A 14,706-nucleotide genomic window follows, 5' to 3' on the forward strand; every position below is an offset into this window, starting at 1 on the left:
CCAAACTTTAAAATACAAAAATAAAAAGATAAAAACGATAAATATAATATGGAAAGATAAATAACATCGGTAAAAAAGAGCCTATTATTTGTTATACCTTATATATATAATACAAATACACTGTTTTTATGGCACGCCATTTGTAGATATAAGAAATAAAGCAAATATTGCAATACAAACTTGATTAAATGCGTATATTTGCCAGTGAATAACCCTTAGAAGAAAAGGAAAAAAGTATGAATAATCAATTCTCACAAAGAGTTTCCGACATTATCGTCTATAGTAAGGAAGAAGCGAACCGGTTGAGAAGTAGGTATATAGGTCCCGAACACCTGCTTCTGGGAATACTCCGTGACGGTGAAGGAAAAGCTATCGAGATATTGTCTAAACTCAACACCAATCTGGCTGCTATAAAGCAACAGATTGAAGCTCAGCTGAAGGCAGAAGCTGATGAAATGTTATTGCCTGATGCAGAGGTGCCGTTATCTAATGATGCGGCAAAGATATTAAAAATGTGTATTTTAGAAGCTCGTGGAATGAAAAGTAACATCGCTGATACAGAACATGTATTATTGGCTATTTTAAGAGAAAAAAACAATATGGCGGCTTCCGTACTTGAAGCAAACGATATAAACTACGTGAAAGTACTGGAGCAAGCTACATTGCAGCCGGATGTCAATTCCGGCATGGGCTTTTCGGAAGACGATGAGGATGACGAAGAAATGTCTTCTCCTCGTTCCGGCAGAGGTGGTTCGGATGAACGCCAACAGGCACAAACCGCTTCCAAGAAGCCGTCTAATGATACGCCGGTACTTGACAATTTCGGTACTGACATGACAAAAGCGGCAGAAGAAGGACGGTTGGATCCTGTTGTGGGCAGAGAAAGAGAAATCGAACGTTTAGCGCAGATATTAAGTCGACGCAAAAAGAATAACCCAATTCTGATTGGTGAACCCGGTGTAGGAAAATCAGCGATTGTTGAAGGTCTTGCATTGAGAATCATTCAGAAAAAGGTTTCGCGTATCCTGTTTGATAAACGAGTCGTTGCTCTTGACATGACTGCTGTTGTGGCAGGAACAAAGTACCGTGGACAATTTGAAGAACGTATCCGTTCCATTCTCAATGAATTGCAGAAGAATCCGAATGTTATATTATTCATTGATGAAATTCACACGATTGTAGGCGCAGGCTCTGCAGCAGGCTCTATGGATGCCGCCAATATGCTAAAGCCAGCATTGGCAAGAGGAGAAATACAATGTATCGGTGCCACCACTCTTGATGAATATCGTAAGAATATTGAGAAAGATGGCGCATTGGAACGTCGTTTCCAAAAAGTAATCGTAGAACCGACTACTGCTGCCGAAACTCTGCAGATTTTGCGTAATATCAAGGATAAGTATGAAGATCATCACAATGTGTATTATACAGATGAAGCATTGGAAGCATGTGTCAAGCTGACAGACCGCTATATCACAGATCGTAATTTCCCTGATAAAGCCATTGATGCTTTAGATGAAGCCGGCTCACGTGTACATCTTACTAATGTCAATGTACCCAAAGAGATAGAAGAACAGGAAAAGCTGATCGAAGAAGCTAAAAACAAGAAAAATGAAGCCGTAAAATCGCAGAATTTTGAACTTGCAGCCAGCTTCCGTGATAAGGAGAAAGAACTTTCTATCCAATTGGATGAGATGAAAAAAGAATGGGAAGCCAATCTAAAAGAAAACAGGCAAACTGTTGATGCAGAAGAAATTGCCAATGTTATCTCAATGATGTCAGGCATTCCAGTACAACGAATGGCACAGGCCGAAGGCATCAAGCTAGCAGGTATGAAAGAAGATTTGCAAGCTAAAGTCATCGCACAAGACACAGCGATAGAAAAGCTGGTCAAAGCCATTTTGCGAAGCCGTGTAGGACTCAAAGATCCTAATAAGCCCATTGGCACGTTTATGTTCTTAGGTCCGACAGGAGTTGGTAAAACTCACCTAGCAAAAGAGTTGGCCAAGTATATGTTCGGTTCTGCCGATGCACTGATTCGTATCGATATGAGTGAATATATGGAAAAGTTCACTGTTTCACGCTTGGTTGGGGCACCTCCGGGATACGTAGGATATGAAGAAGGTGGCCAGCTGACAGAAAAAGTGCGCCGTAAACCATACTCTATTGTATTGCTTGATGAAATAGAAAAAGCACATCCGGATGTATTCAATATCCTGCTTCAGGTAATGGATGAGGGTCGTCTGACTGACAGTTATGGCAGAATGGTAGATTTCAAAAATACCGTTATTATCATGACTTCCAATATCGGAACCCGCCAGCTGAAAGAATTTGGACGTGGTGTTGGTTTTGCGACACAAAGCCGCCTGGATGATAAAGAATTCTCGCGAAGTGTTATACAAAAAGCTCTAAATAAATCATTCGCGCCTGAATTCATCAATCGTGTAGATGAGATTATCACGTTTGATCAACTTTCTCTGGAAGCGATAACAAAGATTATAGACATAGAGCTAAAAGGATTGTACGATAGAATAGAATCTATTGGTTACAAGCTTGTTATTGAAGATAAGGCGAAAGAATTCATCGCTAGCAAGGGATATGACATACAATATGGCGCCCGTCCTTTGAAGCGCGCAATTCAAACCTATCTGGAGGATGGTTTATCCGAGCTCATCATTTCCTCGTCTTTAAAAGAGGGAGATACTATTCAAGTAACCCTTAATGAAGAAAAAGGCGAATTGGAGATGAAAGTTGTTTCTCCGGAATAGAGTTATTTCCTGAATAAGAAAATAATTTAATATGCCATAATGTCAGACCTTCGGGTCTGGCATTTTTTTTGTCTCTGTATGGACAAATATCAATTAAAATTAATCAATAGATAAACTAAAAAAATATACGTATTATGCAAAAAGGTAATATTGGGGTTACAACAGAAAACATTTTCCCTATCATTAAAAAGTTTTTGTACAGTGACCATGAGATTTTTCTGCGCGAGTTAGTATCCAATGCGGTAGATGCCACTCAGAAGCTGAATACGCTTGCTTCTATTGGCGAATTCAAAGGTGAACTGGGTGACTTAACTGTTCACGTTGAATTAGGCAAAGATACTATTACCATTTCTGACCGTGGTATCGGTTTGACTGCAGAAGAAATAGAGAAGTACATCAATCAAATAGCTTTCTCTGGAGCTAATGACTTCCTGGAGAAGTATAAGAACGATGCAAATGCCATTATCGGACATTTCGGACTTGGCTTCTACTCTGCCTTTATGGTTGCAAAGAAAGTGGAGATTATCACTAAATCATACAGAGACGATGCAAAAGCCGTAAAATGGACTTGTGATGGCAGCCCTGAATTCACTATTGAAGAAATAGAAAAAGCCGACCGTGGATCAGATATCATCTTATACATTGATGACGACTGCAAAGAATTCCTCGAAGAAGCACGTATCTCCGAACTTCTGAAGAAATATTGCAGCTTCCTTCCTGTTCCTATTGCATTTGGAAAAAAGAAAGAATGGAAAGACGGCAAACAGGTAGAAACGGCTGAAGATAATATAATCAATGACACCACTCCTTTGTGGACACGCAAACCTAGCGAACTTTCGGATGAAGATTACAAATCATTCTATAGCAAGCTATATCCGATGTCTGATGAACCACTCTTCTGGATTCACCTGAATGTGGATTATCCATTCCATCTGACTGGTATCCTCTACTTCCCGAAGGTAAAGAGCAATATTGAATTAAATAAGAACAAGATTCAGTTATATTGCAATCAAGTATATGTAACAGACTCTGTTGAAGGCATTGTGCCGGACTTCCTGACTTTGTTACATGGAGTAATAGATTCTCCGGATATTCCGTTGAACGTTTCCCGTTCATACTTGCAAAGCGACTCAAACGTGAAGAAGATTTCAACTTATATCACCAAGAAAGTTTCCGACCGTTTACAGTCTATATTCAAGAATGATCGTAAGCAGTTTGAAGAAAAGTGGAACGACTTGAAAATATTTATCAATTATGGAATGCTCACACAAGAGGATTTCTATGATAAAGCGCAAAAATTCGCCCTTTTCACCGATATAAATGACAAACATTACACATTCGAGGAATATCAGACCCTTATTAAAGATAACCAGACAGACAAAGATGGAAATCTAATCTATCTGTATGCAAATAACAAGGACGAACAATACAGCTATATTGAGGCTGCAACCAATAAAGGCTATAATGTCTTGCTCATGGATGGCCAGTTAGATGTAGCTATGGTAAGTATGTTGGAGCAAAAGCTTGAGAAATCCCGTTTCACCCGTGTAGACAGTGATGTTGTTGACAATCTGATTGTAAAAGAAGACAAGAAAGGTGAAACTCTGGAAGCCAGCAAACAAGATGCAATCACAACAGCCTTCAAGAGCCAATTGCCTAAAATGGATAAGGTTGAATTCAATGTGATGACGCAAGCGTTGGGAGAAAATTCGGCTCCGGTCATGATTACTCAAAGCGAATATATGCGTCGTATGAAAGAAATGGCAAATATTCAAGCCGGAATGAGCTTCTACGGCGAAATGCCTGACATGTTCAATCTGATCCTGAATTCAGACCACAAGTTGATAAAACAAGTATTGAATGAAGAAGAGAATGCCTGTCAAGCAGAAGTAGCTCCGATACTCTCCGAAATGGATAACGTCAACAAACAACGTAATGAGTTGAAAGACAAACAGAAGGATAAAAAGGAAGAAGACATCCCAACAGCTGAAAAAGATGAATTAAACGATCTCGACAAGAAGTGGGATGATCTGAAAAGCAAGAAAGAAGCTATCTTTATCGGCTATGCAAGCAATAACAAAGTTATCCGCCAGCTTATCGATCTGGCCTTACTTCAAAACAATATGTTAAGAGGTGAAGCTTTGAATAACTTCGTAAAACGTAGCATTGAGCTGATTTAATATCGCCCCTTTAAACATTACACATACTTCAAGAAAGAGCATTCAACGTTAAATACACGTTGTAATGCTCTTTTTCAATTTAAAACGATCGGCAAAATATCGATTAATTGAAAAGTATTGTATATATTTGAACACTTAATAGACAAAAAATTCAATTGTTTGATTTGGGTTATGAGAAAGATTTTTTTAGTGTTCATTACTTTATGGCTGATTATCCCGGCTATCCATGCCCAAAAAGTAGGACTTGTATTAAGCGGTGGTGGCGCCAAAGGAATGACGCACATCGGCATCATTCGCGCATTGGAAGAAAACAACATCCCTATTGACTACATTGCTGGTACTTCCATGGGAGCCATTATCGGCTCCTTGTATGCCATGGGATACTCTCCTGACGACATGGTAGAACTGCTCAAATCGGAGGACTTTAAACGATGGTATTCCGGAGAAGTGGAAGAGAAATACGTATATCATTTCAAAAAGAATCTTCCCACTCCCGAATTTTTCAATATTCGTTTTTCATTCAAAGATTCACTGAAGAGTTTAAAACCTCAATTCCTGCCTACCAGTGTTGTCAACCCGATTCAAATGAATCTCGTGTTTGTTGACCTATATGCACGTGCTACGGCCGCTTGTAAGGGAGATTTTGATAAACTTTTTGTTCCTTTCCGTTGCATTGCGTCCGATGTGTACAATAAAAAACAGTTAGTCATGAAGGAAGGAGATTTAGGAGATGCCGTCAGAGCTTCCATGAGCTTCCCTTTCATGTTTAAACCCATTGAAATAGACAATGTACTGGCCTACGATGGAGGTATCTATAATAACTTTCCCACGGACGTCATGAGAGATGATTTTCATCCGGATGTCATTATAGGAAGCGTTGTATCCACCAATCCCACTAAACCCAAGGAAAATGACCTCATGAGTCAAATTGAGAATATGGTGATGCAGAAAACCGACTATTCTATTCCGGACTCTATGGGGATTTTAATGACGTTCAAATATGACAACGTCAATCTGATGGATTTTCAACGCATCGACGAATTACATGATATAGGATATAATCGAACCATCAGCATGATGGATTCTATCAAAAGCCGTATCCATCGGCGTGTGAATCTGGACAATATTCGTTTAAGGAGAATGGTATACCGTAGTAATTTCCCGGAACTACGTTTTAAAAATATCATCATTGATGGAGCTAATCCACAACAACAGGCATATATGAAGAAAGAATTTCATAAGTCGGATAACAAAGAATTCACCTATGAAGATTTAAAGCAAGGTTATTTTCGATTGCTATCAGATAAAATGATTTCAGAAATCATACCGCATGCAATTTATAATCCGGAAGATGACACCTATGATCTGCATTTAAAAGTCAAACTGGAAAACAACTTTGCTGTACGGCTGGGAGGTAACATATCCACCTCCAATTCGAATCAGATCTACCTGGGACTTAGTTATCAGGACTTAAACTACTATGCCAAAGAGTTTATTCTTGACGGGCAACTTGGAAAGGTATATAACAACGTGCAATTTATGGCAAAAATAGACTTTGCCACTGCCATTCCTACCTCGTATCGTCTTATAGGTTCGATCAGTACTTTCGACTATTTTAAGAAGGACAAACTTTTTTCGCGAAATAACAAACCGGCCTTTAACCAGAAAGACGAACGTTTCTTGAAATTACAGGTTGGATTACCTTTCCTTTCGAGCAAGCGAGCAGAGTTTGGAGTAGGAATTGCAAGAATAGAGGATAAATATTTTCAAAAAAGTGTCATTGACTTCGGAAATGACAAATTTGATAAAAGCCGCTATGATTTATTTGGTGGATCAATTAGTTTTAATGGAAGTACTCTTAATTCCAAACAATATCCTACACGTGGATACAGAGAAGCCCTTGTAGCCCAGATTTTCGTTGGAAAAGAACGATTCTATCCGGGCGAAGGAAGTACGACCAGTAACAACAAAGATCATCACTCCTGGCTGCAATTATCTTATATGAAAGAGAAATATCATAATATGAGTGAACATTGGGTTTTAGGATGGTATTTGAAAGCCCTGTATGCCTCCAAAAACTTCTCCGAGAACTATACGGCCACAATGATGCAAGCTGGAGAGTTTTCTCCTACATTACATAGCAAATTGACTTACAACGAAGCCTTTCGTGCCAATCAATTTGTCGGAGCCGGCATTCGGCCTATTTACCGTTTAAGCCAGATGTTCCATCTTCGGGGAGAATTTTATGGTTTTATGCCTATTTATCCAATCGAAAAAAACTCGTTGAATAAAGCATATTACGGAAAAGCTTTCTCCAAGTTTGAATATTTAGGAGAAATTTCTGTTGTATGTCAATTGCCTTTTGGAGATATCTCTGCATATGTAAATCATTATAGCTCACCGAAAAGGGAGTGGAATGTCGGACTAAGTATAGGTTTACAACTATTCAATTATCGGTTCATAGAATAATTTTCTACAAAAAAAGTCGGTGAAAAGCTTGCTAATTCGGGAAAAGTCCGTATCTTTGCACCCGTTAAAACAAAATAACGGTCGCGTAGCTCAACTGAATAGAGTAGCTGACTACGGATCAGCCGGTTACAGGTTTGAATCCTGTCGCGATCACTTTTTTGAATTAACAGAATGGCCGCGTAGCTCAACTGAATAGAGTAGCTGACTACGGATCAGCCGGTTACAGGTTTGAATCCTGTCGCGGTCACTGAAAAATTTACAAGTTATATTATTTGAGGTCGCGTAGCTCAACTGAATAGAGTAGCTGACTACGGATCAGCCGGTTACAGGTTTGAATCCTGTCGCGATCACAAAATCCTCTGCATTTGATGCGGAGGATTTTTATTTTCTCCCATTTCATCGAAGAAATTAGCTATAACTAAACTAAAAAGATTCAAAAGTCAGTCATTATAAACAAGCGATACATCCCCTCATATCTTTTATTTTCAATTCCCTCTTCACCTTCACCTTTCTTCCGGGCTCCCTATAAATAAGTCGTTTACGGGTGAAGGGCAACTCTTACACAGCCTTTTTCACCGTAAGCGTCTCGTAAGCGTCTCCGCGATTCTATATAGTGTATTAAAATAAAAAGGCTAATGATCCCTTTTTAGTCATTAGCCTTTTCCCATCTGTCAGGAAGCAGTTCCCTGTATTTTTCAATTGGTGTGTTCGGTTGCCATTCGGCTGTTCTGTTTATCACATCCGTGAGATACTCAAATAGATTCACTTTATGCATCCTACAAGTGAGTGCTATCGTATAGAGTATGGCGCCTCGTTCGGCCCCCTTATGGCTGCCGAAGAACAATGAGTTTTTTCTTGATAAGGATATGTACCGGTTCATCCGTTCAACCATATTGTTGTCCAGATAAGTGTCACCATAATTAAAGATGTCCACCACTGCATTCCACTCATTGCGAAGATAGGTAATGGCTTCCTGCAGTTCGCTCTTAGGTAACAAATCCCCCGTTCTTCTATTTCATCAAGCACATCTTTTATTTCTCCGAGTATGTCCGGCGCATACTTTTTTCGATGCATAAGATTCTGTTCTACCGTCCATCCCTCAACCCCAACTTTATGCTTATGCTCGTTTTGATAAAGTGCGTTTATCAGCTCCACGATCCTTTTTGCATCCGGGTCCTTCTCACCGCAATCTATAAATTTCCGTTTTATATGTTGCAAGCACGGGATGCGTGTGATATTGGGATAAGCATCGCTTTCGAGCTTCCGGTAAGGTGAGTAACCATCGCTTTGTATGATACCTTTGCAACTGCCTAATTCGTTAAGAATAACTCTTTCAGACCGGGAGCCGTCATCATAGAGCAAGTATATCATCCTGGTGTTTATGCCGACAACCACCCAAAGGTATCCCTTCCTGACTCCTTTTCCCTTGCTGTTCTTTTCCGGGACGAGTATTTTGTAATAGGTTTCATCGGCTGCCTTATAAGGATCGCTCAAAGCTGTCTGCCGGATGCACTTATAAAGATTTTCGAAGAGGTTTGAGGCTTTCTCTATCAACTTATGAGCCGTAGGTTTCTTCAGCGTAAAGCCATGACTCTCGAAGTAGTTGATGATTCTTTCAACAGGTAGCGATTGTATATAACGTAATTCCATCAATCCGGCAATAAATGAACCGTCATAGCTGGAATTCAAGAAGGCCGAAGCCGGTGTTTTTCCCTCAAACAGGCGACCTTCTTGCGTATAGGTATGTATCTTGTAGACATGCTTGATGAAGCGCATGGGTACACATTCATAGCGGACGCATATTCTGGGAACAGTGGTAAACAACCGGGCCTTATTGATGTCAAAATCGGGATCATCGGGATAAACGACATGTTCTTCTTCCTCCATCTCATAATGCATGTCACGTTTGGCCCCATTGTTCTTTCTTGCTTTACGCTTATCTGCTTTTTCCGCTTCTATCTTCTGCCGCTCTTCTTCGAATATGGCAGATTGGGGAGCCTGTTGCTGTTCGGATGTGTTGGATACAAGTTTGGCGAGTCCCTTAGTAAGGCGCTGTTGCTTGCTAAGAGATTCGCCTTTTTGAAGGAGTGCCTCTTTAAGGGAAGAAACCTCCTTTATCAAAGCATCTATTTGGTCCAAGAGTCTGTTGTTGTCATCTCGTAATCCCTTGATTTGTTCCTTCAATAACTCTATGATCTCATCCTTTTTCATGGCATAAAGATATAAAAAATCAACGAATTGGCCAAATAAACCGGATGATATCTTTAGCACAAATAACTAATAATCAGAATGTTGAATTAGATCCTAAAACGCTTTCTCAACCGTACAGACTTTAATGACACTCCATTTAAGATAAAAGACAAAACCTGATAAGAAATCTCGTAATTGCCTGTATTGGGGTTAAATGTCGGTAACTCAAAACTTCCACCTTCGAGGCGCTTGTAGTACAGAAGAAAGCCATCGCCATCCCAACGCAGTATTTTTACACTTTGTCGGTTTTTACCAAAGAATAAAAAGATATCTCCGGAAACGGGAGACAAGTCCTTCATTTCCAATCGTATAATTTTGAATAAACCGTCAATGCCAAGGTTCATACGAACAAAGCCCTGGTACAGATAGTAGCGATTGGCTGATGTTAGAGAATACATAGATCTCCCTCCGTTCTTTCGTAATCGCGCAACATTTTAATCACACCACCGGGTGTGGCCCGTTTGACCGAAATGGTGGTTCCACTGTTAAAGGTGATTGTGATCCCGGCAAGACTAAACTCTTCTTCCGACAACATGGCGGGTGCTATTTGAGTGAATGAAGGAGAGAAAGTTGTCGGTTGGGAGGGTTCAACGCCGCCATAATAATCACGGACCACATCTGCCTTGGCTTGTTTAACGCTATAGCCCCGTCTGGACATCCAGGAACTCATACCACCAAAAGTGGTATGCTGATCGCGGCAAACATCGGCTAAAGAACAATTGTAGTCTACTTTCAATACTTCAAGGAAATGTTTCCAAGTTTTTCCAAATCGATTTTCTGCTAAATCCATAATGCTTCATTTTTATACATAGCAAAAATATAAGAATGAAAAAAGGGCGACAAGATAGAATCGCGGAGACGCTTACTTTTCACCTGTTTGGAAATGAAATATGTCACAATGGCTATTAGAATTTCTTATCAAGCCCTCAAATAGCTATGCTTTAGATAGGCTAAAGCGTAGCTATCCGTTCCCTAAAGCTATGCTTTAGGAAGGTGAAAAACCTGTATCGAAAAACGTAATTAATAAGAAATATAACCCTTTCACAATAGACAGCGGCTGTCTTAAATAAATCATTGGCTGGTTTAAAATAAATATCCCAATGACTGAATTCAATCATTGGGATATTTATTTTAAACACTTAGATGTTTATTATGAATTCCTCGCTGAAGAAGGCATCAACATTTAATATTCAACTCATTCAAAACCTTGCGTATTGCCTCAAATGTAGTAATGCGAGTAGGAACTAGTGGCAACCGAAGTTTATTCTCAATCATACCCATGGCATTCAACATTGATTTTACTCCTGCTGGATTTCCATCAACAAACAACAAATTGAATAATTCCGTGAATCGATGATGGATGGTTAATGCATTGGCAAAGTCTCCTTGAAGCGCCAGGCGCGTCATACGGCTAAATTCACGAGGAAAAGCATTACCAATTACTGAAATCACACCAACGGCTCCCAATGTAATAAGCGGAAAGGTTATACCATCATCTCCGGAGATTACATTGAAATTTTCCGGTTTATTTTTAATAATATCATCCATTTGCGTAATATTGCCGGATGCTTCTTTAATGGCAACTACATTCTTAAAATCACGGGCAATCCGCAAAGTAGTTTCGGCAGTCATATTTACCCCCGTACGTCCCGGAACATTATACAATACGATGGGGAGCTCCGTAGCTTCTGCAATCGCTTTATAATGCTGATAAATACCTTCTTGAGAAGGTTTATTATAATACGGCACAACAGACAATATGGCATCAACTCCTGTGAAATCATCATTTTTCAATGTTTCTACAATAGCACGAGTATTATTACCACCTACACCCAACAGAATAGGAATTCTTCCGTTAACGCGGTCAATTACCATCTTTTTTATAATTTTCTTTTCTTCCTCGGTCAGAGTCGGTGTTTCAGCTGTAGTCCCCAGCACACACAAGAAATCCGCATTATTCTGTAATAGATAGTCCACCATACGCATCAACGCGTCATAGTCAACGCTCTCATCCTCTTTGAAAGGAGTAATCAGTGCTACCCCCATTCCTTTCAATTTAGTCTGTATCATGAGTTTTAATTATAATCTCTAATTTATTTAGCCGCAAAAGTACGAATATTTTTCTTATCTTACGATATAAGTTTCAGAAATTCGTCTTCGCTTAATATGGTTATTCCAAGTTTTTTTGCTTTTTCAAGCTTTGCAGGTCCCATATTGTCCCCAGCCAGTATAAAACTTGTTTTCGCAGAAATGCTTCCTACATTTTTCCCTCCGTTTTTCTCGATAAGCTCTTTATATTCGTCGCGTGAATGATGAACAAACACACCGCTGATAACGATAGACTGTCCCGCTAACTTATCCGTATATCCGCTTAAATCTTCTTCGGTGCGATAAAGCTGCAGTCCGGCCTCTTTTAGCTTGGCAACCAACTCACGATTAGACTCATTCGCAAAATATGCAAGTATACTCTGGGCTATTTTTTCTCCGATTTCATCGATACTTACTAATTTTTCAAGATCTGCCTGTTGCAGATCATCTATATTCTCAAACGATTTTGCTATCTTTTTGGCCACAGTCTCACCAACAAAACGAATTCCCAAAGCAAAAATAACACGCTCGAAAGGAACGGTTTTGCTTTGTGCAATCCCCGTTATAAGGTTCTCCGCCGATTTTTCTCCCATACGATCCAAACCTTTGATATCATCAGCTGTGAGTTTATATAAGTCGGCCGTATTTTTAATTAATCCCAAACGATAGAACATATCCACGGTTTCCGGTCCCAATCCATCAATATTCATAGCCTTTCGACTAATAAAATGCTCGATTTTGCCTTTGATTTGAGGAGGACACGCTGTTTCATTGGGGCAATAATGAGCGGCTTCCCCTTCATACCTGACTAATTTACTACCACATTCGGGACAATTGACGATGAATCGAACCTTCTCCCCAAGCATAAAACTACGTGCATCTTTATCTACTCCCGTAATCTTAGGAATAATTTCACCACCTTTTTCCACATAAACCATGTCTCCGATATGCAAATCAAGTCCTTCGATGATATCCGCATTATGTAAGGATGCACGTTTTACGACAGTTCCCGAAAGCTGTACAGGGTCCAGATTAGCTACCGGAGTGACTGCTCCGGTTCTTCCTACCTGATAGGTCACCTTATTCAATCGGGTCAATGCACGTTCTGCCTGGAATTTATAGGCAATAGCCCATCGAGGAGACTTAGCCGTAAAACCCAAATTTTTCTGTTGTCTCAAACTGTTCACCTTTAAAACAATCCCGTCTGTGGCAACCGGTAGATTTTTACGTTCTACATCCCAATAGTTGATAAATTCAAAGACCTCCTCCAATGTCTGGCACTTACGCGTCAAATCAGAGATTTTAAAGCCCCATTTTGCCGCTTCCTGAAGATTTTCATAATGTCCGTCACAAGGCAGATTATCTCCCAATAAATAATATAAATAAGCATCCAGCTTGCGAGAAGCTACAATAGAAGAATTTTGCAACTTCAATGTACCGGACGCCGCATTTCTTGGATTGGCAAAAAGCGGTTCTTCACGTGCCTCTTTTTCCCGATTCAACTCTTCAAACACTTCCCATGGCATAAGAATTTCCCCACGTATCTCAAAAGAATCAGGATAATTATCACCATGTAATACAAGCGGGATAGAACGGATTGTTTTCACATTATCCGTCACATCATCGCCTTTTTCTCCATCTCCACGGGTAACGGCACGAACCAACTTCCCATTTTCATAGGTCAACGAAATAGAAGTACCGTCATATTTCATTTCACAACAAATCTCGAAATCCTCATTTAGCGCTTTACGGACACGATCGTAGAAGTCCGTCACTTCCGCTTCCGAATATGTATTTGCCAATGACAGCATAGGATATTTATGAGCCACTTGCGTAAAATTCTTGTTCAAGTCGCTCCCCACGCGCATAGTGGGTGAATTTTCATCTTTATATTCCGGATGTGCTTGTTCCAGATCCTGAAGTTCACGCATCTTATCGTCAAACTCTTTATCCGAGATTTCAGGAGCATTCAACACATAATAATTATAATTATGCCGATGAAGTTCGGCACGCAATTCCTCTATTTTTTCTTTTATATCCATATTTCTTCGATTGTTTAAGGCAAAAATACATGTTTATCTTTGAATATTTGTACTTTTGCGAAAAATTAAAAGATTATGCGCATTGATATTATAACAGTTTTACCCGAAATGATTGAAGGTTTCTTCAATTGTTCTATCATGAAACGAGCTCAAGATAAAGGACTTGCAGAAATACACATTCACAATTTACGTGATTACACCGAAGATAAATATCGTCGTGTCGATGATTATCCTTTTGGAGGATTTGCCGGAATGGTGATGAAAATAGAACCTATCGAACGCTGCATCAATGCTCTAAAGGCAGAACGTGACTACGATGAAGTTATCTTCACGACCCCTGACGGAGAACAATTCAACCAACCGATGGCCAACACTCTCTCTCTGGCACAGAATCTCATTATTCTTTGCGGACACTTTAAAGGCATCGATTACCGTATTCGCGAACATCTGATTACTAAAGAAATCAGTATCGGCGATTATGTATTAACAGGAGGAGAACTAGCGGCAGCAGTGATGGCAGATGCTATCGTACGTATCATTCCCGGAGTCATCTCCGATGAACAATCCGCACTTTCCGATTCTTTCCAGGATAATTTGCTGGCAGCACCTGTATATACACGACCTGCTGATTATAAAGGCTGGAAAGTTCCCGATATTCTATTATCCGGGCATGAAGCAAAGATCAAAGAATGGGAACTGCAACAGTCCCTGGAACGCACCAGAAAACTTCGTCCCGACCTATTAGGGGAGTAAAATAAAGTGTAAATAAAAACGACGGTGAAGATTACGTAAATCCTCACCGTCGTTTTTATTTTATCTTCAATCTAAAGATTCTGTCCGTAGACAATTCCTCTAAACACGAACTTCTTTTTCATCTGCCACTACCTGCCTGTTTATCCTTTCTTTATTTAA

The 14,706-nt window shown here is 39.8% G+C and carries 8 protein-coding genes, 3 tRNA genes and 1 pseudogene; 7 read left to right on the top strand and 5 right to left on the bottom strand.

What is annotated here, in order from left to right; translation table 11 throughout:
• The first annotated feature begins 236 nt into the window (after positions 1–236).
• The 6 genes from Bovatus_RS03625 to Bovatus_RS03650 all read left to right on the top strand — a co-directional run bounded on the left by Bovatus_RS03625 (position 237) and on the right by Bovatus_RS03650 (position 7,764).
• On the top strand, positions 237–2,765 hold the full coding sequence (locus tag Bovatus_RS03625) for an ATP-dependent Clp protease ATP-binding subunit (protein WP_004295964.1): 2,529 nt from the start codon (positions 237–239) through the stop codon (positions 2,763–2,765).
• Between the two features lie 134 nt (positions 2,766–2,899).
• Positions 2,900–4,945 carry a molecular chaperone HtpG gene (htpG, locus tag Bovatus_RS03630; RefSeq protein ID WP_004295963.1) on the top strand — a complete coding sequence of 682 codons (2,046 nt, stop codon included), beginning with the start codon at positions 2,900–2,902 and terminating at the stop codon, positions 4,943–4,945.
• Between the two features lie 171 nt (positions 4,946–5,116).
• The gene (locus tag Bovatus_RS03635; protein WP_004295962.1) at positions 5,117–7,414 is read left to right on the top strand and encodes a patatin-like phospholipase family protein; all 2,298 of its coding nucleotides are present in this window, start codon (positions 5,117–5,119) and stop codon (positions 7,412–7,414) included.
• Positions 7,415–7,493: 79 nt separating this feature from the next.
• A tRNA-Arg gene (locus Bovatus_RS03640) sits at positions 7,494–7,567 on the top strand.
• A gap of 20 nt (positions 7,568–7,587) precedes the next feature.
• Positions 7,588–7,661, top strand: a tRNA-Arg gene (locus Bovatus_RS03645).
• 29 nt (positions 7,662–7,690) lie between these two features.
• A tRNA-Arg gene (locus Bovatus_RS03650) sits at positions 7,691–7,764 on the top strand.
• Positions 7,765–8,060: 296 nt separating this feature from the next.
• Here the strand turns inward: Bovatus_RS03650 and tnpC are convergent.
• The 5 genes and pseudogenes from tnpC to ligA form a co-directional block, all read right to left on the bottom strand.
• Positions 8,061–9,625: pseudogene (tnpC, locus tag Bovatus_RS03655) on the bottom strand (IS66 family transposase).
• 86 nt (positions 9,626–9,711) lie between these two features.
• Positions 9,712–10,062: an IS66 family insertion sequence element accessory protein TnpB gene (gene tnpB, locus Bovatus_RS03660; RefSeq protein WP_004295958.1), complete on the bottom strand. Its 351-nt coding sequence runs from the start codon at positions 10,060–10,062 to the stop codon at positions 9,712–9,714.
• Positions 10,050–10,454, bottom strand: coding sequence for a hypothetical protein (locus Bovatus_RS03665; RefSeq protein ID WP_004295957.1), 405 nt, complete (start codon positions 10,452–10,454; stop codon positions 10,050–10,052). Before Bovatus_RS03665 ends, tnpB begins: the two co-directional genes overlap by 13 nt.
• Before the next feature lie 386 nt (positions 10,455–10,840).
• Positions 10,841–11,734, bottom strand: a complete 894-nt coding sequence (gene dapA, locus Bovatus_RS03670; protein WP_004295955.1) for a 4-hydroxy-tetrahydrodipicolinate synthase — start codon at positions 11,732–11,734, stop codon at positions 10,841–10,843.
• Between the two features lie 59 nt (positions 11,735–11,793).
• Positions 11,794–13,794 (bottom strand): NAD-dependent DNA ligase LigA, encoded by a 2,001-nt coding sequence (gene ligA / locus Bovatus_RS03675; RefSeq protein ID WP_004295954.1) that lies wholly within the window; start codon positions 13,792–13,794, stop codon positions 11,794–11,796.
• A 75-nt stretch (positions 13,795–13,869) separates the two neighbouring features.
• Between ligA and trmD the strand changes: the two genes are divergently transcribed.
• Positions 13,870–14,547 carry a tRNA (guanosine(37)-N1)-methyltransferase TrmD gene (trmD, locus tag Bovatus_RS03680; protein ID WP_004295953.1) on the top strand — a complete coding sequence of 226 codons (678 nt, stop codon included), beginning with the start codon at positions 13,870–13,872 and terminating at the stop codon, positions 14,545–14,547.
• Positions 14,548–14,706 lie beyond the last annotated feature (159 nt).

This window comes from Bacteroides ovatus (assembly GCF_001314995.1).
Taxonomy (GTDB): domain Bacteria; phylum Bacteroidota; class Bacteroidia; order Bacteroidales; family Bacteroidaceae; genus Bacteroides; species Bacteroides ovatus.

Coding starts and splice junctions, on each gene's coding strand:
- Bovatus_RS03625 (WP_004295964.1), top strand. CDS start 237: ATGAATAATCAATTCTCACAAAGAGTTTCCGACATTATCGTCTATAGT.
- htpG (WP_004295963.1), top strand. CDS start 2,900: ATGCAAAAAGGTAATATTGGGGTTACAACAGAAAACATTTTCCCTATC.
- Bovatus_RS03635 (WP_004295962.1), top strand. CDS start 5,117: ATGAGAAAGATTTTTTTAGTGTTCATTACTTTATGGCTGATTATCCCG.
- tnpB (WP_004295958.1), bottom strand. CDS start 10,062: ATGTATTCTCTAACATCAGCCAATCGCTACTATCTGTACCAGGGCTTT.
- Bovatus_RS03665 (WP_004295957.1), bottom strand. CDS start 10,454: ATGGATTTAGCAGAAAATCGATTTGGAAAAACTTGGAAACATTTCCTT.
- dapA (WP_004295955.1), bottom strand. CDS start 11,734: ATGATACAGACTAAATTGAAAGGAATGGGGGTAGCACTGATTACTCCT.
- ligA (WP_004295954.1), bottom strand. CDS start 13,794: ATGGATATAAAAGAAAAAATAGAGGAATTGCGTGCCGAACTTCATCGG.
- trmD (WP_004295953.1), top strand. CDS start 13,870: ATGCGCATTGATATTATAACAGTTTTACCCGAAATGATTGAAGGTTTC.